Source organism: Devosia sp. LjRoot16 (assembly GCF_964252795.1).
In the GTDB taxonomy this organism is placed as follows: Bacteria; Pseudomonadota; Alphaproteobacteria; order Rhizobiales; family Devosiaceae; genus Devosia_A.
In genome coordinates this window covers 520,864-538,549 of sequence record NZ_CAXUPH020000005.1, presented here as the reverse complement: position 1 = coordinate 538,549, position 17,686 = coordinate 520,864, and the positions used below count along the sequence as shown (strand labels likewise).

16 protein-coding genes are annotated in these 17,686 nt (G+C 65.2%); 5 read left to right on the top strand and 11 right to left on the bottom strand.

Annotated features, from left to right (window positions below; translation table 11 throughout):
* Positions 1–31 precede the first annotated feature (31 nt).
* A complete protein-coding gene (locus ACSQ23_RS23955; protein ID WP_320410476.1) occupies positions 32–1,042 on the bottom strand; it encodes an AraC family transcriptional regulator in 1,011 nt (336 codons plus the stop codon).
* Positions 1,043–1,185: 143 nt separating this feature from the next.
* Here ACSQ23_RS23955 and ACSQ23_RS23950 point away from each other — a divergent pair, with 143 nt between their 5' ends.
* The 4 genes from ACSQ23_RS23950 (at position 1,186) to ACSQ23_RS23935 (ending at position 5,662) form a co-directional block, all read left to right on the top strand.
* Complete coding sequence (locus tag ACSQ23_RS23950) at positions 1,186–1,935, top strand: alpha/beta fold hydrolase (protein WP_055883192.1); 750 nt, start codon at positions 1,186–1,188, stop codon at positions 1,933–1,935.
* Between the two features lie 112 nt (positions 1,936–2,047).
* Entirely contained in the window at positions 2,048–4,108 is a 2,061-nt protein-coding gene (locus ACSQ23_RS23945) for an ATP-dependent helicase (RefSeq protein WP_436092130.1), read from the top strand.
* 44 nt (positions 4,109–4,152) lie between these two features.
* Positions 4,153–5,307 carry a winged helix-turn-helix domain-containing protein gene (locus ACSQ23_RS23940; protein ID WP_436092129.1) on the top strand — a complete coding sequence of 385 codons (1,155 nt, stop codon included), beginning with the start codon at positions 4,153–4,155 and terminating at the stop codon, positions 5,305–5,307.
* A gap of 55 nt (positions 5,308–5,362) precedes the next feature.
* A complete protein-coding gene (locus ACSQ23_RS23935) occupies positions 5,363–5,662 on the top strand; it encodes a hypothetical protein (RefSeq protein ID WP_055883186.1) in 300 nt (99 codons plus the stop codon).
* A 25-nt stretch (positions 5,663–5,687) separates the two neighbouring features.
* On the opposite strand, the gene ACSQ23_RS23930 is transcribed toward ACSQ23_RS23935, so the two are convergent.
* Complete coding sequence (locus ACSQ23_RS23930) at positions 5,688–6,380, bottom strand: pentapeptide repeat-containing protein (protein WP_055883184.1); 693 nt, start codon at positions 6,378–6,380, stop codon at positions 5,688–5,690.
* A 144-nt stretch (positions 6,381–6,524) separates the two neighbouring features.
* On the opposite strand from ACSQ23_RS23930, the gene ACSQ23_RS23925 reads away from it, so the two are divergent.
* Positions 6,525–6,971 carry a porin gene (locus ACSQ23_RS23925; RefSeq protein ID WP_055883182.1) on the top strand — a complete coding sequence of 149 codons (447 nt, stop codon included), beginning with the start codon at positions 6,525–6,527 and terminating at the stop codon, positions 6,969–6,971.
* Between the two features lie 39 nt (positions 6,972–7,010).
* Here ACSQ23_RS23925 and ACSQ23_RS23920 read toward each other — a convergent pair whose 3' ends face one another.
* The 9 genes from ACSQ23_RS23920 to tolB all read right to left on the bottom strand — a co-directional run bounded on the left by ACSQ23_RS23920 (position 7,011) and on the right by tolB (position 17,684).
* The gene (locus tag ACSQ23_RS23920; RefSeq protein ID WP_055883180.1) at positions 7,011–7,283 is read right to left on the bottom strand and encodes a hypothetical protein; all 273 of its coding nucleotides are present in this window, start codon (positions 7,281–7,283) and stop codon (positions 7,011–7,013) included.
* A gap of 105 nt (positions 7,284–7,388) precedes the next feature.
* Positions 7,389–8,132, bottom strand: coding sequence for an outer membrane protein (locus tag ACSQ23_RS23915; RefSeq protein ID WP_436092128.1), 744 nt, complete (start codon positions 8,130–8,132; stop codon positions 7,389–7,391).
* A 506-nt stretch (positions 8,133–8,638) separates the two neighbouring features.
* A complete protein-coding gene (gene glmM, locus ACSQ23_RS23910) occupies positions 8,639–9,982 on the bottom strand; it encodes a phosphoglucosamine mutase (protein WP_055883176.1) in 1,344 nt (447 codons plus the stop codon).
* Positions 9,983–10,129: 147 nt separating this feature from the next.
* Positions 10,130–10,981, bottom strand: coding sequence for a class I SAM-dependent methyltransferase (locus ACSQ23_RS23905; RefSeq protein WP_436092127.1), 852 nt, complete (start codon positions 10,979–10,981; stop codon positions 10,130–10,132).
* Between the two features lie 181 nt (positions 10,982–11,162).
* Positions 11,163–13,097: an ATP-dependent zinc metalloprotease FtsH gene (gene ftsH / locus ACSQ23_RS23900; RefSeq protein WP_055883172.1), complete on the bottom strand. Its 1,935-nt coding sequence runs from the start codon at positions 13,095–13,097 to the stop codon at positions 11,163–11,165.
* 144 nt (positions 13,098–13,241) lie between these two features.
* Entirely contained in the window at positions 13,242–14,267 is a 1,026-nt protein-coding gene (gene tilS / locus ACSQ23_RS23895) for a tRNA lysidine(34) synthetase TilS (protein ID WP_436092126.1), read from the bottom strand.
* On the bottom strand, positions 14,252–15,325 hold the full coding sequence (gene ybgF, locus ACSQ23_RS23890) for a tol-pal system protein YbgF (RefSeq protein WP_436092125.1): 1,074 nt from the start codon (positions 15,323–15,325) through the stop codon (positions 14,252–14,254). Before ybgF ends, tilS begins: the two co-directional genes overlap by 16 nt.
* A 230-nt stretch (positions 15,326–15,555) precedes the next feature.
* Positions 15,556–16,047 carry a peptidoglycan-associated lipoprotein Pal gene (gene pal, locus ACSQ23_RS23885; protein ID WP_055999663.1) on the bottom strand — a complete coding sequence of 164 codons (492 nt, stop codon included), beginning with the start codon at positions 16,045–16,047 and terminating at the stop codon, positions 15,556–15,558.
* A 329-nt stretch (positions 16,048–16,376) separates the two neighbouring features.
* On the bottom strand, positions 16,377–17,684 hold the full coding sequence (gene tolB, locus ACSQ23_RS23880; RefSeq protein WP_055883164.1) for a Tol-Pal system beta propeller repeat protein TolB: 1,308 nt from the start codon (positions 17,682–17,684) through the stop codon (positions 16,377–16,379).
* Between the last annotated feature and the right edge of the window lie 2 nt (positions 17,685–17,686).

Here is a 17,686-nt window from a genome sequence, read left to right as displayed (position 1 = left end):
AACACACGGGTCGCCTGGCAACCGGTGGTTGTCACGGCGAACCGGCGAGCCCACCACGCATCGCCTGCGCCGGGGGATAGCCGAACTGGGCCTTGAACGCCCGGCTGAAGGCGGCATCGGAATCATAGCCGACCCGCCGCCCGACCTCACTGACCCGCGTCTCCGGCCCTTTCAGCATTTCGTTGGCGAGCAGCAGCCGCCAGCGCGTCTGGTAGTGCAGCGGCGCCGCGCCGATCAACGTCGCAAAACGTTCGGCAAAGCTCGAGCGCGACATCCCGGCAATAGCGGCAAGCTCGGCCACGGTACGGCGGCGGAACGGTTCGTCGTGGATGGCTTTCAGCGCCCGGCTGATCCGGATATCGGCGAGGGCGCCGAGCCAGCCGCGCTTTTCCGGCGGCGCAGTGCGCACCCAGGTGCGCATCGCGCGGATCACCAGCACGTCGATCAGCCGCGAGATCATCAGCGACGAGCCGGGATGCGGCACCCTTGCCTCGGCAAGCAGGAAATGCGCGATGCCTTCGACCCAGGCCTCTTCCTCGCTGCGCAGCGCCTTCGAGATGTGGATCAGCGAGGGGAGCACAGCGAGCATGGTCGGCATATTGTCGCCCTCGAAGCGAAACGCCCCGGTGATGAGCTGGGTCATGGCCCCATTGCCGCCGAGCCGGATGACGAGTTGCTCCCGCATCTGTGCCTCCAGCACCTCACGGATCGGCACAGGCGTCGCGCCATCGACGCCGATGCTGTGGCCGCTCCCCTGCGGCAGGACGATCAGGTCGCCGGCCTCGGCGGTGACCCGCCTGCCATCGCTGGCCCGCACCTCCATCGTGCCTTCCGACACCACATGGAAATAGGCCGAGCCGGCATCGAACTGCAGGGCCCAGGGCGCCGTGAGCTCGCTTGAGAAGATCAGCTCGCCGCGCAGCCGGATCAGCATCAGCACCTGCGAGAGCAGGTCGACGCGCGACGCCATCATCGGGAAAGCGGCTTCGGATTCCAGAGCATGAACTCCGGAGGCGCGATCATGGTTGTTCACGGCCTTCACCTCTATCTCTACGGCATCGCTTGGCGAGGAAGTTCAACAATCCTCGGCCGAAACGCAAGATCCGGTTTTAACAGCTTGGCGCCAGCCAGCGGCAAATCGACTTTGCCGATCGTCCAACCTCGCCTCAACATATGGAGATGAAAATGAAGTCCATTCTGTCCGCCGTCGTGTTCAGCGCCGCCGCAGTCGGTGCTGGTGGCGCAGCTCTCGCTCAGGAGCCCGCCAGGAATGTCGTCCTCGTCCACGGCGCCTTCGCCGACGCCTCGAGCTGGGACAAGGTCGCCGCGATCCTCTCGGCTAAGGGCTACAAGGTGACCCAGGTCGCCAACCCGCTCACCTCGCTCGCCGACGACGTCGCGGCCACCAAGGCGGCTCTCGATGCCCAGGACGGCCCGACCGTGCTGGTTGGCCATTCCTGGGGCGGCGTAGTGATCGGCGAGGCCGGCGCCGACGCCAAGGTCAAGTCGCTGGTCTACGTCTCGGCCTTCGCGCCGGACAAGGGCGAAACGCTGACCAAGCTGCTGTCGGGTGGCGCGCCGAGCGAAGGCGTCAAGGCGATCCGCCCGAACGCCGAAGGTGGCCTGATCTTCGACCCGGCGCAGTACCCTGCCCTGTTCGCCGGCGACCTGCCGGTGGCGGAAGCCGAGGCCAATGCAGCGACGCAGCTGCCCTCGAACCCGGCCAACTTCGATGCGGTGGCCGAGGTCGCGGCCTGGCACGACAAGCCGAACTTCTACGTCGTGACCGCCGAAGACCTGGTGCTGCCCCCCGATGCACAGCGCTTCTTCGCCGGCCGCATCGGCGCCACGGTCACCGAGATCAAGGCCAGCCACTCCGGCCTCATCTCCAAGGCCGAGGACGTTGCCAAGGTGATCGAAGCTGCAGCGCAGTGACGATTGAAACCAAGGAGGCGCCGGCTCAAACCGCCGGCGCCTCGATCCCGTGAATTGCGAACAAAGCAAGAATGATGCTTCCTGATCCGGACCTCCAGCCGGATCGATTCGCGTGCAGACTGCCTTAGCCCCCCACTATCTCGACAAGCTGAACCCCGAGCAGCGGCAGGCGGCGGAGCATCTGGGCGGGCCGCTGCTGGTGATTGCCGGCGCGGGATCGGGCAAGACCAACACGCTGGCGCACCGGGTGGCGCACCTGATCGTCAACGGCGCCGATCCACGCCGTATCCTGTTGATGACCTTCTCGCGCCGCGCTGCCAGCGAGATGCAGCGCCGGGTCGAACGACTGGTGGCGCAGGTGATGGGCGCCAAATCCGGGGTGATCACCGATGCCCTGAGCTGGGCCGGCACCTTCCACGGCATCGGCGCGCGGCTGTTGCGCGAGCACGCTGAACAGATCGGCCTGACGCCCGGCTTCTCGATCCACGATCGCGAAGACTCCGGCGACCTGATCAACATCATCCGGCACGAGATGGGGTTCTCCGAAGCCAAGAAACGCTTCCCGACCAAGGGCACCTGTCTCGCCATCTACTCGCGCGTGGTCAACGCGCAGGACGACCTCGACGCGGTGCTGAAACAGGCCTTCCCCTGGGTCGCCATGTGGGGGCCACAGCTGCGCGAGCTGTTCGCCGCCTATGTCGAACAAAAGCAGCGCCAGCAGGTGCTCGATTACGACGACCTGCTGCTCTACTGGGCCGCCATGATGCGCGAGCCCACCATTGCCGAGGACCTCGGCGGGCGTTTCGACCATGTGATGGTCGATGAGTACCAGGACACCAACCGGCTGCAGGCCTCGATCCTCTTGGCCCTGAAGCCTGATGGCGATGGGCTGACGGTGGTCGGCGACGACGCGCAGTCGATCTACTCGTTCCGCGCCGCCACGGTGCGCAACATCCTCGATTTCCCCGCCGCCTTTACCCCGCCGGCGCGGATGGTGACGCTCGACCGCAACTATCGCTCCACCCAGCCGATCCTCGAGGCCGCCAATGCCGTGATCTCGGAGAGCAAGGAGCGCTTCACCAAGAACCTCTGGACCGAGCGGCAGGCGACCGAGAAGCCGCGCCTCGTGACGGTAAAGGACGAGCCGAGCCAGGCCCGCTACGTGGTCGAAAGCGTCCTCTCCTGCCGCGAGGGCGGCACGGCGCTGAAGCAGCAGGCGGTACTGTTCCGCACCTCCTCGCACTCGGCCGAGCTCGAGATCGAGCTGACCCGCCGCAACATTCCGTTCGTGAAGTATGGCGGCCTGAAATTCCTCGACAGCGCCCACGTCAAGGACATGCTGGCGCTGCTGCGCTTCGTCGATAACCCGCGCGACCGCGTTGCCGGCTTCCGCGTGCTGCAGCTGCTGCCGGGTATCGGGCCGGGCGCCGCGGGCAAAGTGCTCGACCGTATGGCCGAGAGCCCGGACCCGCTGGTCGAACTGTTGAATACCGCTCCGCCGCCGCGCGGCTCCGAAGCCTGGCCGTCGCTGCTCGAAGTGGTGGAGCACCTCGGCAAGGGCGGTGGCGGCTGGCCGGCCGAACTGCTGCGGGCCCGCATGTGGTACGAGCCGCTGATGGAGGCGGTGTACGAGGATGCCGAGGTCAGGAAGGAAGATCTCTACCAGCTCGAGCAGATCGCCGCCGGCTATCCGAGCCGCGAGCGCTTCATCACCGAGCTGACGCTCGATCCGCCCGATGCCACCTCGGACCAGGCCGGCGTGCCGCTGCTCGACGAGGATTTTCTGATCCTCTCGACCATCCATTCGGCCAAGGGCCAGGAATGGAAGAACGTACATGTGCTGAACGTCGTCGACGGCGCCATCCCGTCAGACCTCGGCACCGGCTCGACCCATGAGCTGGAGGAGGAGCGCCGGCTGCTCTACGTGGCCATGACCCGGGCTCGGGACGAGCTGCACCTGATGGTGCCGCAGCGCTTCTATGTGCACCAGCAGACGCCCTATGGCGACAAGCACGTCTACGCCCAGCGCAGCCGCTTCATCACCAAGGCCATGCTGCCGCTGTTCGACGACATGTTCTGGCCCGCGGTGAAGCCGGCCGCGATCAGCGGCCTTGCCCCAGCGGCGGCGCGCATCGATGTCGGTGCGGGGCTCTTGGCGATGTGGAAGAAATGAAACCCTGACACCCGCTGGCAGGATGATGCGCTAGGCTTGTCAGCATGAAAAAGCTGCTCAACCTCACCCTGCCCCACGCCCGCCGGATCTGGCTGCATGCCCAGCGGCTCGATGAACGCGAACCGTTCGGCGCCGGCCCCGAGGCGACCCGCCAGGCGGTGGAGCAGCTGGGCTATGTGCAGATCGACACCATCAACGTCATCGAGCGCGCCCACCACCACATCCTGTTCACCCGCATCCCGAACTATCGGCGCAGCGACCTGACGCAGGCGCAATCGGTCGACAAGTCGGTGTTCGAGTACTGGACCCATGCCCTGGCCTATGTGCCGGTGCGCGATTTGCCGTTCTACATCGACGAGATGAAGCAGCATCGCAGCGAACCGATGCGCTGGTATGCCGATGCCGACCCCAACGACCTGAAAAAACTGCTGCGCCAGATCAAGAAAGATGGCGCCATCTCGATCCGAGACATCGATACCGACGAGCTGGTGGAAAAGGACCACCCATGGGGCAGCCGCAAGCCATCTAAGCGCGTGCTGCAATACGGCTTCTTTTCGGGCGAACTGACCATTTCCGAACGCATCGGCATGGTGAAGACCTACGAGTTGATATCGCGGCATTTCGGCAAGCTGCCCAAGGCGGCGACATCGAGGCAGATCGATGCCTACCTGCTCGATCGGGCGCTGACATCGCAAGGGCTGATCAGCGGCCCATCGGTGATGCACCCCAAGCTCCGCTTCCCGCCCGAACTGGCCAAGCAGATCGAGACCAGGCGGCGGAAGAAAGCGCTGCTGCCGGTGACCATCGGCGACGATCCGACGTTGCACTATGCAACACCCGAAGCGCTGGAAGCGCCGGAGCCCAAGGGCCCGCCGCTGGTGCACATCCTCTCGCCGTTCGACCCGCTGGCCATCCAGCGCCGCCGCACCAGCCTGTTCTTCGGCTACGACCATGTGTTCGAGGCCTATGTGCCCAAGGCCAAGCGCAAGTTCGGCTACTTCACCCTGCCGGTGCTGGCCGGCGACGAGATCGTCGCGGCGCTGGACCTGAAGACCGACCGGGCAGCCGGCAAGGTGCTGATCCAGGCCTGGCACTGGGTGGGCAAGGGCAATGCCGCCGAGCACAAGGCCATGCTCGAGGACGAGCTGGGACGGTTCGAACGGTTTCAGCTCGGAGAGGAGTTCACACCGGGTTCATAGCGATAGGCGCGCTCCTGCCTGGCGTCGAATGGCTGACGCCAACAGGAGACCAACCATGCCTGCCATGAGATTGCTCGCACTCGTCTTCGTTCTCCCCGCTCTGGTCACGCCAGCCTTCGCAATGACCGGACGACAAGCTGCCGGCGCCTGCATCGACCGCGGCCCCGCCTGCAAATCGATGCAGCACAAGGACGGCGAGTTGGTCTTCGAGGTCAACAATGGTGGCACCGTCACTGTTGTGAGGTGCCCAAGCGCCACAGCCGACTGCCACATTGTGACCCGCGTTGGCGCGAAGCCACCCCTTGGTGGCGTAGAGAAGGTACTGGGCGGCAGCGTCGCACTCAGCCCGCAGTAGCGCGGCACCATACTGGGCCGCTCACCTACCGCGCCCGCACCTTGAGCCCGGTTTGGCTGAGGATCAGTTCCGCCTGCGCCGCCGACACCACTGCGCCCTTGAAGCGGCCGGCCTGCGCCAGGATCGACAAACCGCCCAGGTCGGCGCCGCGCAGGTCGGCATCCTGGAACCGCGCTTCCTCGATATTGGCCTCGCGGATCGAACAGTTCTCGAAGCTGGCCTCACGGAAATCGCATCTGGCGAGGTCGGCGGAGCTGAGGTCGACGCCGACCAGCGTCTCCTTGCGGAAACTGAAGCCGGGGAGCTTGGCCGAGACCAGCAGCGTATTGGTGAACCGAACATCCATCGACCTGGCATCGGCCATGTCGCAGCCGGTGAGCTTGCAATCCTCGAATGATACGGACGACAGCGTCGCCCCGCGAAAGCTCGCATTGTTGAAGTCCGACGCGCGGAACGCCGCATCCTCGAGATTGGCGCCACGGAACAGCGCGAAGGCGCCGCGGCAGTTGAGGAAGCGGGCAAGCTCGAGCTCGGCCTTGCCGAAATCGGTGCGCGCGAAGCTGCAACGCTCGAACACCCAACCGGTGAGATCGAGGTCGGCGAGCTTGGCTTCATCGAGATTGCAGCCGAGGAGGCGGGTGGGATCATCGCCCTGAAGGGCGACGACGTCGGCACGAGCGAGGGTGCGGTCTTCAACGGTGACGGTGGGGGGATTCATGTCACTCGTTATAGCGATTGACACTGAGTCGGGCGACGAACCCTCAGAAAATGCACGCGAAAAGTAACCGCTTGGTTCGTTACTTCGGCTTGTACCTGCCGAGGCCCTGGCGATAATGCCCGTGTTAATTTGGGGCAAATCACTATGCGCATTCTGCTTGCCGTCGCGGCCTCCGCGGCGATCTTCTGTTCTACGCCCACCTACGCTGCCATCGAATATGTTCGGGTTTGCCCCCTGTACGGGGCGGGATGGTTCTACATCCCTGGCACCGAGACCTGCTACAACGCCAACACCGGCGAAACAAAGAAGCAAAGCCCGGATGGCACCATCAACGGCGAGAGCGAGATGCTCGAGCAGGTGCGGGACGCCAATGAAGGCGTGGCACTGAGCCTCGCTTTGCCGACCGCGACGGTCGATACGGGCAAGACCTTCGGCGCCGCCGTCAACTTCGGCACCTTCAATGGAGAAAGCGCCGTTGGGGTCGGTGGCGCCATCGTCGCGACCGACGGCCTGACCATAACCGGCGCGGTCGGTGTCGGGCTCAGTCGTGGGACGACCGGCGGTCGGGCCGGCGTCAATTTCTCCTGGTAAGCCGTCCGGTGCGGGACCTGTGCGCCTGGGGTTCGGCGTTCACACGCTCCAGTCGCGCGGGGCTACACCCAGCGTGACGAAGTCCGCGGTCGAGCCATCAGGCGCTCCAACGATCATGATGGGCACCGGGATCGCCAGGTCACTCAGGAACAATGACGCCTCTGTGGCCCCGTATGCCTCGTGCAGCGCCGGTGTTTCGCAGCGGAGCTCCCCCCGTCCGGCCGGAAAGCCCGGGGTGGTGATGAGAGTAAATTCTACCTCGGCGAGCGTTTCGCCATCCGCGTGGAGTTTGCCGATACCATTGATTTGCATAGCGAAAAGCTATGCTGCCGAACCTGACAGTTCGCTGACAGAAAGCAAGAACGGCGCCCCTTCTGGGCGCCGTTCCAGGTCGGACTGGTGTCGTCCAACGGCTGCTTAGTTGAAGCGGTAGCGGACCGTGCCGCGCAGCTCGTGGATCCAGTTGTTGTCGATCTCGTAGTAGCTGGTGGTCGCTGGATCGGTCGGGGCGTTGTTGATCTGGTTGATGTAGAGGCCGCGATAGCCCACATCCGCCACCCAGTTGCCCATGTCGTAGCCGACGCCGACCATCACTGCCGCCGCCGCGCTCACATTGCCGCCGGTCGGGACTGGCACGTCGGCGTTGATCGGCGAGTTGATCTCGGCATGGTTCCAGGCCACGCCGGCGCCGGCGCCGACATAGCCGAAGGCGCCGCCTGCCCCCGAAGAGTAGCTGAAATCGCCGCCGAGGCCGAAGTCGTAGTAAATGTTGGCGAGCGCAACGGTCGAGCGCAGCATCAGGGTGTAGTCACCCGGATCCGGATCGGGCGCGACTTTGGTGATCTTCAGGCCCTTGGTCTCGACCGAGTCGATCGTGCCATCAAAACGCAGACCCGTACCGGTCTCGTAACCGAAGCCCGCGCCCCAGCTGTAGCCGTAGCCGTACTCGACGATTTCATTGATCTCGGCATTTGCCGGGTGCACCACTTCCGGCGCCCAGTGCCAGTTCAGTGCGGCCGAGCCGCGCAGGTAGAACGAGCCGCCGATGTCGTAATCGACTTCGGGGATCTCGGGATATTCGGGCATATCGGCCGCCATCACGGGGCCGGCGAGCAGCAGGGCGGTTCCTACCGCAGCCGCTGAGGCAAAATATCTACGCATATTGCAGGGTCCTTGTTGCCACGACGACACCAGTCGAGTGACCCCATCTTGCCTGCCTTTTCTTAAAGCCCACTTAACCCTAACGGATAACCCTAATGTCGAGTGAAGGAGATGCGTTAACGAAGTCTTGCTCAGGCAGGCGGTTACTTGAGGCCGGCGCGCCCCTGTCCCCTCCCCCTCAACAGCAGGGCAATCGCATATGGAAGCGCCGGATGAGGGATGCTGCAAAACCCGGCGGCTCCCCGCGACCCCCTCTCTGGCGAAAACTAAGGACTTAGCTGCGCTAAGCCCAAGTTTTCGCTTTCTCCCCCCGCCAAGGGGGAGAGTCCCGACTGATACTCCGATGCATATGGAGGGCACCGATCATCTCCCCCTTGGCGGGGGAGAAAGCAAAATCCTAAGTTTAGCCGTTTGGCTAAGCCTTAGATTTTGCAAGAGAGGGGGTCCTGGAGGGCACGATGGGTCAGCCGCCTCTCTACTGCTAACCCGCCAGAATGGCTGAGCGGTTAGGCGACCTTCTTGATCGTCGCAGCGATCTCGGTGACCACGGCGAGGACCAGGCCTTCGTCGTCGCTCTCGGCCATCACCCGGATCACCGGCTCGGTGCCGGAGGGGCGGATGACCAGCCGCCCGGTGTCACCGAGGCGGGCCTGGCTTTCCTTGATCGCCTGCTGCACCAGCTTGTGCTCAAGGGGCTTGCCCTCCTTGTAGCGCACCGACTGTAAGAGCTGCGGCACCTTGTCGAAGCGCTTGCAGATTTCGGATACCGCGCGTCCCGCCTGCTTGGCCACCGCAAGCAGCTGCAGGCCGGCAATGAGACCATCGCCGGTCGTGGTGAAATCGGAGAGGATGATGTGGCCCGATTGCTCGCCGCCGACATTGAAACCCTTGGCGCGCATCGCTTCGAGCACGTAGCGGTCGCCTACCTGGGTGCGCTCGAGGCTGAGCCCGATGCCGCCCAGATACCGCTCCAGCCCGAGATTGCTCATCACCGTGGCAACCAGCCCGCCGCCCTTGAGCTCGCCGCGGGCGTGCCAGGATTGCGCGATCACCGCCATGAACTGGTCGCCATCGACGATCTCGCCCTTTTCATCGACGATGATCACCCGGTCGGCGTCGCCATCGAGTGCGATGCCGATATCGGCACGCAGCTCCTTCACCTTGGCGATCAGCGCTTCGGGGGCGGTCGAGCCGACCTTGTCGTTGATGTTGAAGCCATCAGGCTCGTTGCCGATGACGAACACTTCGGCGCCCAGTTCCCACAGCGCCGTCGGCGCCACCTTGTAGGCCGCGCCATTGGCGCAATCGAGCACGACGCGCAGGCCGCTCAGGTCGATGCCCTTGGGCATGGTGCGCTTGGCATATTCGATATAGCGGGTCTGGGCCGCTTCGTCGCGATGCGCGCGGCCGATGTCGCGGCCGACGCTCAGCTGGCCCAGCATGTTGGAATCCATCAGCTGCTCGATATCGTCCTCGAGCGCGTCGGAAAGCTTGTAGCCGTCGTGCCGGAACAGTTTGATGCCGTTATCGTCGAACGGGTTGTGCGAGGCCGAGATCATCACCCCGAGGTCAGCGCGCAGCGAACGCGTCAGCATGGCGACGGCCGGCGTCGGCATCGGGCCGAGCAGATAGACGTCCATCCCGACGGCGGTGAAGCCGGCGGTCAGCGCGCTCTCGATCATATAGCCGGAGCGGCGCGTGTCCTTGCCGATGACGACGCGGTTGCGGTGGTCGCCGTTGACGAACTTGAGACCCGCCGCCATGCCGACCTTCATCGCCAGCTCGGGAGTGAGTTTTTCGCCGTTCGCCAGCCCGCGAATGCCGTCCGTGCCGAAATATCTGCGCGCCATGAGAAGCCCTCGATTGGGGGAGCGCCACTCTAGCGCCCAGCCCCCAGCATACGAAATAGATTGGTGCCGTTTCGTTAACCGGCCGATCCCGGCGGATGTAGGGCTGCGCTGCCGATTGCCGGCAGGTGTTGCCACCCCGCCGCAGATTTAGCCAGCGCGGCGCTCCAGCGTCATGAACCGGTAGGTGTTGTTGGCGAGGAACAGCTCCGGTGTGCGGCACTCGGCCCCCAGCCGCTCGCTGATGCGCTGGCGTTCTCTGTGGCTGACCAACAGGCCGTAGGCGTGCCTCGCCAGCCAATGGGTGAGCGGACGCTTGTCCGCGAGCAGGCCGCCAAGCTGCGTCACCATCGGCGACAGCACATCGCGATAGAGCATCCGGTCGATCTCGATCGAAGGCGCGGCAAGCGCTGTCACGTCCTCGTTGCCGGTGATGGCGAAGCCCGAGCCTTCGACCGCTTTCAGGAACGTGCTGTAGCGGTGCCCACCGCCGATTGCCCTGCCCCCTTGATAACCCGCCGAACGGAAGCAGTCGGCGATCACCACCCGGCCGTCCGGCGCCAGCAATTCGCCGAGCCTGGCGAAGGAGGCGTCGAGCGGGATGTACTGGTAGCTCTCGGCGAACAGGCAGACGTCGAAGCGCTCGCCCGGCGCGAAATCCTCGAGCCGCGACAGATGCACCGTCGCAGCGCCGTCGAGCGCTTCGCGTGCGATGCCGACCTGCACCTCGCTGGGCGTCAGCATCTCCACGGTGTAGCCGAGCGAAGCCAGCAGGCCAGCCATGGCGCCGGTGCCGCCGCCGATATCGAGAACGCTCGCCGGCGCTGGCGGCAGCAGCGCCAGGAGTTTGTCGACATAGCGCTCCTGCGCCTGCCGCACCCTGGGAAAGCTCGGTGTCTCGCCCTCCAGCCACAGCCCATAGTGCAGCCACGGCGTATCGGCGAACACCTTCAGCATGTGGGCGAACAGATCGAGGTCGGCGTGCTGGTTCGGCGTTTTCAAGCGGCGTGGCTCCTGGGGCCCATTCAGGAAGTGTGTTGCAGACTCTTTGGTTCGAACGCCTGACCAAATCAAAAGATCTGGGGCGGTTTGGGGCAGCCGGGCGCAAAAACACAGCCGGCAAACGACCATAAAACAAAAGGGCCGCCCCGAAGGGCGGCCCTGCTGTGGATTTTGGGAAGCGTCAGCTGCCCGGCTGCGGCTCGGGCGCGGCGCCCGGCTCAGCGTCCGGGCGCTTCTTGCCCGACTTGCCGGCAGTCGGCACACCGGTCGACTTCACCGGCGGATCAATGTCGGACGGACGGAGCGGCGTCTTGCCCTCCATCAGGCCGCGGATCTCGTCACCGGTGAGCGTCTCGAACTCGAGCAGCGCCTGGGCGATGGTGTGGAGATCGTCGATGTTATCGCGGATCACCTTCTGCGCCGTCTGATAGCCTTCGTCGACGAAGCGCTTCACCTCGGCATCGACCACCTGCTGGGTCTCGTCCGACATGTGCGTGTTGCGCTGCATCATCGAACGGCCGAGGAACACCTCGTCCTGCGCATCGCCATAGAGCAGCGGCCCGAGCTTATCGGACATGCCCCATTCGGTCGCCATGGCACGAGCCAGGCCCGTTGCCATCTTGATATCGGCCGAAGCACCCGAGGTCACCTTCTCGTAGCCGAAGATTTCCTCTTCGGCGACGCGGCCACCCATGGCGACAGCCAGGTCGGCATAGGCCTTGCGGCGGGTCAGCGACACCTGGTCACGCTCCGGCAGGCGCATCACCATGCCCAGCGCACGACCGCGCGGAATGATGGTGGCCTTATGGATCGGATCGGACGCATCCATCTTGATGGCGAGCAGCGCGTGCCCGGCTTCATGATAGGCGGTGAGCTTCTTGTCTTCCTCGGTCAGGCTGAGGGTGCGGCGCTCGGCGCCCATCATCAGCTTGTCCTTGGCATCCTCGAATTCGCTCATCGTGACGAAACGCTTGTTGCGGCGAGCCGCCAACAGGGCACCCTCGTTGACGAGGTTCATCAGGTCGGCGCCGGAGAACCCGGGCGTACCGCGGGCCAGCACCTTGAGATCCACATCGGGAGCCAGCGGCACCTTGCGCACGTGCACCTTGAGGATCTTCTCGCGACCCTGCACATCCGGGTTCGGCACCACGACCTGGCGGTCGAAGCGGCCCGGACGCAGCAGCGCCGGATCCAGCACGTCGGGACGGTTGGTCGCGGCGATGAGGATGATGCCCTCGTTCGCCTCGAAGCCGTCCATCTCGACCAGCAACTGGTTCAGCGTCTGCTCGCGCTCGTCGTTACCACCGCCGAGGCCTGCGCCACGGTGACGGCCGACGGCGTCGATTTCGTCGATGAAGATGATGCACGGGGCGTTCTTCTTGGCCTGCTCGAACATGTCGCGGACACGCGAAGCGCCCACGCCAACGAACATTTCCACGAAATCCGAACCCGAGATGGTGAAGAACGGCACATTGGCCTCGCCGGCGACGGCGCGTGCAATCAGCGTCTTACCGGTACCGGGCGGGCCGACCAGCAGCACGCCGCGTGGGATCTTGCCGCCCAGCCGCTGGAACTTGCCCGGGTCACGCAGGAACTCGACGATTTCTTCGAGGTCCTGCTTGGCCTCGTCGACACCGGCGACATCCTCGAAGGTGATCTTGCCCTGCGTCTCGGTCAACAGCTTGGCGCGGCTCTTGCCGAAGCCCATGGCGCCGCCACGGCCTCCACCCTGCATCTGCCGGATGAAGAAGAACCACACGCCGATAATGACGAGGAACGGCAGCCAGGAGGTCAGCAACATGCCCCAGAACGGGCTCGACTCCGGCTGCTGCGCAGTGATCTGCACGCCGCGCTGTTCGAGCCGCGAGATGATGTCGGAGCCCTGCGGCGGCAACACCGTCTCGAACTTGGTGCCGTTGTTCAGCACGCCCGAAACCACGTCGTTGGTGATGGTCACCGACTGGACGCTGCCTGCATCGACGTCGGAGACGAACTGGCTGTAGCTCTTGTCCGTCGTCGCTATCGAGCGGGTCGACGACTGAAAGACCTGAAACAGGCCCATCAGCATGAACAGAATTACCAGCCAGATGGCGAAATTCCGGAAATTGACGTTCATCAATCCTGTCCTGAAGTCCGGCACGGGAGACGCCGGATAGTTGGGGCGAATGTAGGCCTCGCTCCTGGGCCTTACAAGGTATCGGCGGGCCGAAACTGGTGCGGCGGTTTGGCCGAAAAGTCGAGAGAGCTTGCGCTTTTCCGGTTAATTCCGTGTCACGGAGCTGTCGGACCTCACGCGGGATTGACGCGCCGCCTGCCGGCCAGCCTCCCGCGCGACGGTGATAGTCACGCCGTCGCTGCTGATAAGACAACCATGCAAACTTGTCCGCTTCAGGGCTGGCTCCATCCGCAAGCGATCGGTCAAGGCTTCAACCGGCGCGAGATCATGCGGCTTCTGTCCGCCCCCCACCCGGTCGAGCAGGTTGGCCACCACCCGGATCGCCACGGCGCGCGGCAGCTTGATCAGCATGGCGCGCGCCACACTGCCGGAGCCGGTCACCGGATCGAGGGGTGTCACCACGGCTGCCGCCATCCCGGCAAGCGCCTGGTCCGCATCGCGCATCCGGTCGGCGAAGCGCGACAGCCGGCGCGCGTCGAGCCCCAGCGCCGCCAGTTGCGGCAGCATCTGGCGCCAGCGGACCCGCTCATAGTCGGTATCGAAATTGCCGGGATCCCGCGCCGGCGCCAGGTCGGACGCAGCAACCAGGTTCGCCAGATCCGCCGGATCGACGCCAAGCAGCGGCCGCACCACAATCAGCCCGCCGATCTCGGCGAGATAGTCCATGCCGCGCAGCCCCTCGATGCCGCTGCCATGCGCCAGCCGCATCAGCACCGTCTCCGCCTGATCGGCAAGGTGATGCGCGGTAACGAGAACCTCGGTGCCGTCGGCGGCCATGGCATCGGCAATCAGTCCGTAGCGCGCCGCGCGCGCCGCCTGCTGGATGCCGGTTGCCGGCTTCGGCCCGTCCCAGCGGAGGGCGCGGGCAGTAAGCCCAAGCTTGCCGGCTGCCGCGGTGACATAAGCCACCTCCCCTGCCGCCTCGGGCCGCAGCCCATGATCGACCGAGTAGACGACAAAGCGGTCATGCGCTCCATGCCGGCCGGCGAACTCGGCCGCCAGCAGCAGCAGCGCCAGGCTGTCTGGCCCGCCGGAAACAGCGAGCCCCACCCGCCGGAACTCGGCAAGCGGGGCAAAGATCGCCTCGCTGTCGATCAGCTCACCGGGCATTTCGCCTTCTGCGCTTCCTCATCGAGGCGCTGCGTGAACGCCGGGCTGAGTTGCGGGTAGCGCTGCTTCAGCGTGTAGAAGGTGCGGCACCCCACATCCACCTGGTCGGCGCCGACCAGCGCCACGCCGAGCTTCAGCATCATGTCCGGGGCGCGCTTGCTATCCTTGTGCCTGGTGTAGCCATCGGCCAGCACCTGCGCCGCATCGGTGAACTGCCCCTGCTGAATCAGGGCTTCGCCGAGCCAGTTGATCGCATCGGGCGTCTGCGGATCGTCGGGATAAAGTGCGACGAACTGCTGGAACTGGTCGGAAGCAAAGGCATAGTCTCCGCGGGTCATGGCGTCGTAACCCGCATCGTACTGCGCCTTGGCGTCGCCGCTCGAGATTTCCCCGCCGCCACCCAACGACAGGTCGAGTGGACGCCCACCGAGCGGATCCTCTCCCGTCATGGTGCCGAGCTGGTCGATGCCACCCTTGAGCAGCGGATCGGCGGAGTCGCCGAGGGCGTCCATCGGTTCGCCGTTGAGATCTGCCAGCGGCAGATCGTCCATCGGTGCGGCCGCCGCAGGCGCATCAGGCGTTGCGGCAGTGGCGGGAGCCTCCTGGGCCGGAGGCTGTTGCGCCGGAGTCTGTTGGGCGGAGGTCTGCGGCAGCGTATCGGACGGCGTCACGCCGTCAGTTGGCGCTGCCGCCTGTGGTTTTCCCCCAGCACCGCCTTCCAGTTCCTGGAAGCGGAACTCATTGTCCTCGGCCTGCTTGGCGAGCTGCGTCTGCATCTGCGTGAGCTGGAACTCCAGCCCCTCGACGCGCCCGGTGAGCGTGCGGATCAGGTCCTCGAGCTCCTGGATGCGCACCAGCAACTGGGCGCTCGACTGCTGGTTCTGCGCCACATGGATGCGCGTCTCGGTGATCGCCCTGGGCGGCAGCAGCGCATCGGCCGGCAGCGGGCTGGTCGCGGCGAGCGCCGGCACGGTCAGCACCGAGGCCAGGAGGGAGGCGAGCAGGGCGGCATAGATCGCGGGTCGGGAGGCCGATCCACGAATTGGGGGCAGTTTCACCATCAAAGCTCCGTCGGGTCCGGGAGGGGTCCAGTGGGGATCACGCGGCCATCGACCGCACTACGCCGAATTAGCGCAAGATCTGGGATTAGCGCAGGATTTCGACAAAAAGAAAGCGCCGGGCCCAATTACGCGGCGCCCGGCGCTTATGCCTCCAGTCGATAGAGCTCCGGGGATTACGCGCGAGACATCGCGTGGCCGCGACCTCCGCCCCGAAGCTCGCTCAACGCCTACTGTACCACCGTCACAGCACGGCGGTTTTGTGACCAGCACGAGATATCGTTGCAAATGGCCACAGGACGTTCCTTGCCGAACGACTTGGTGGTGATGCGGCGCTGGTCGACGCCCTTCGACACCAGGTAGTTCACCACGATCGATCCGCGGCGTGCGCCCAGCGCGATATTGTACTCGCGCGTGCCGCGCTCGTCGGCATGGCCTTCGATCAGGATGCGGTAGTTCCTGTACTGGTTGAGCCACGCCGCCTGCTTGTCCAGCGTTGCGATGGCGGTCGGGGTGAGATTCGAGGAGTCGGTCTCGAAGAACACGCGGTCACCGACGCTCACCAGGAATTCCTGCTGGCTGCCGGGGGCGCCGCCGCCGGGCCCGAGATTGCCGACACCGGTACCGCCGGCGCCATTGCGCGAACAGGCTGCCACGGCGACCACGAGAACCACCAGCGCGGCAGCACGCAGCACGGCGAGAAGGGGCGTTACTGAACGCATCCGGGTTGACTCCTAATCGGAAGGATTTGAGACGCCTTTTTTACCGTTGGTAATCTTAAGGCGGGGTTGTCGTGGTTGGTTAATTGTTGGTCATTCTGGCGCCAATGTGGCCGGAATCCGGGCTTTTCCGTGATGTTGCTGTGAAGACACGGAATGGGGAGCGGCTTTCGCCCGATAGACCGGCGCTGGAAGAGTACCCCCACCCTGCCCCCTCCCCCGCAAGGGGGGAGGAGACCAAAACACTGGCGTCGGTGTGAGCGTCTCCCTCCCCCTTGCGGGGAGGGGACAGGGGTGGGGGGCAGCCCGCTCCGGCCTCTCTAATCGAAGCCTCAGCCCCTGAGCGGCGACCATGCCGGATCGGACGCAAAACTCTCGGTCTTGAGGTTGAGCTCGTTCCGGCCCCAGATGTCGATCGAGTGGAGGCTCGGGCCGGCATCGCCACCCGGATCGCGGAAGAAGCCGATGACGCGGCTGTTCGGCGCCCAGGTCGGGCCTTCCTGTACCTGGCCCGACGAGGACAGGATACGCTCGCCCGAACCATCGGGCTTCATGATGCCGATGTGGAACTGCCCGCCCGACTGCCTGGTGTAGGCGATGAGATCACCGGCCGGCGACCAGACCGGGGTGGAATAGCTGCCCTCGCCATAGGAGATGCGCTGCGCCCCGCCGCCACCGGCGCCCATGATGTAGAGCTGCGGGCTGCCGCCGCGATCGCTCTCGAAGGCGATGCGCGAGCCATCCGGGGAATAGCAGGGCGAGGTATCGATTGCTGCGCCGCTGGTCAGCTGCGTCGGGTTGCCGCCGCCGACGCCCGCCGCGTAGATATTGGTGGTACCGCCATTCGACACCGAGAACACCACGGTACCGCCATCGGGCGAGAAGCGCGGCGCGAACGACATCGGTGCGCCCTCGATCAGCTTCTTGGACGCCCCGCCGAGGCCGGCGATGTAAACCTGCGGGTTGCCATCCTCGTACGAGGTGAAGGTCACCGAGGCGCCATCCGGTGACAGCCGCGGCGACAGGGTCAGCGCCTTGCCCGAGCTCAGGTACTGCACGTTGAAGCCATCCTGGTCCATGATGGCGAGGCGCTTCACGCGATTGGCCTTGGGCCCACTCTCGGCGACGTAGAGAATACGGGTGTCGAAATAGCCGGTGCCGCCCGACAGCGAGGCATAGATGGCGTCCGACACGATGTGGGCGATACGGCGATAGTTCTGCGCATCGGTCTTGTACGATTTGCCGACCACCTGGGCGGAAGCCTGCGTATCCCAGACCCGCACCTGCGAAGCGACCTCCGCTCCGCGCTCTACCGAGCCCATCACCAGCGCATCGACGGTGGCGGCGCGCCAGGCGGCAAAATCCGGCTCGTTGGTGACATCGCCGACCCGGACCGGCAGCGAAGCGGGATCGAGCGGCACAAAGAGCCCGGAGCGCTTCAGGTTGTCGCGCACGATCTGCGCGATCTCGGCGCCGAAGGCCGGGTCGGAAGAGGCGAAATCCGGAATGGCGATCGGCAGCGGCGTGAAGTTGCCGCCGGTGACGACGATCTCGACCAGTGCCTGCGACGGGGTGGCGAGCGCCAGGGCGCCGCCCACGAGGCCGAGTTTCAGCGCGTTGCGCCGGGTGATCAGGGTCATCT

Coding starts and splice junctions, on each gene's coding strand:
- ACSQ23_RS23950 (WP_055883192.1), top strand. CDS start 1,186: ATGAAGTCCATTCTGTCCGCCGTCGTGTTCAGCGCCGCCGCAGTCGGT.
- ACSQ23_RS23940 (WP_436092129.1), top strand. CDS start 4,153: ATGAAAAAGCTGCTCAACCTCACCCTGCCCCACGCCCGCCGGATCTGG.
- ACSQ23_RS23935 (WP_055883186.1), top strand. CDS start 5,363: ATGCCTGCCATGAGATTGCTCGCACTCGTCTTCGTTCTCCCCGCTCTG.
- ACSQ23_RS23930 (WP_055883184.1), bottom strand. CDS start 6,380: ATGAATCCCCCCACCGTCACCGTTGAAGACCGCACCCTCGCTCGTGCC.
- ACSQ23_RS23925 (WP_055883182.1), top strand. CDS start 6,525: ATGCGCATTCTGCTTGCCGTCGCGGCCTCCGCGGCGATCTTCTGTTCT.
- ACSQ23_RS23920 (WP_055883180.1), bottom strand. CDS start 7,283: ATGCAAATCAATGGTATCGGCAAACTCCACGCGGATGGCGAAACGCTC.
- ACSQ23_RS23915 (WP_436092128.1), bottom strand. CDS start 8,132: ATGCGTAGATATTTTGCCTCAGCGGCTGCGGTAGGAACCGCCCTGCTG.
- glmM (WP_055883176.1), bottom strand. CDS start 9,982: ATGGCGCGCAGATATTTCGGCACGGACGGCATTCGCGGGCTGGCGAAC.
- ftsH (WP_055883172.1), bottom strand. CDS start 13,097: ATGAACGTCAATTTCCGGAATTTCGCCATCTGGCTGGTAATTCTGTTC.
- tilS (WP_436092126.1), bottom strand. CDS start 14,267: ATGCCCGGTGAGCTGATCGACAGCGAGGCGATCTTTGCCCCGCTTGCC.
- pal (WP_055999663.1), bottom strand. CDS start 16,047: ATGCGTTCAGTAACGCCCCTTCTCGCCGTGCTGCGTGCTGCCGCGCTG.
- tolB (WP_055883164.1), bottom strand. CDS start 17,684: ATGACCCTGATCACCCGGCGCAACGCGCTGAAACTCGGCCTCGTGGGC.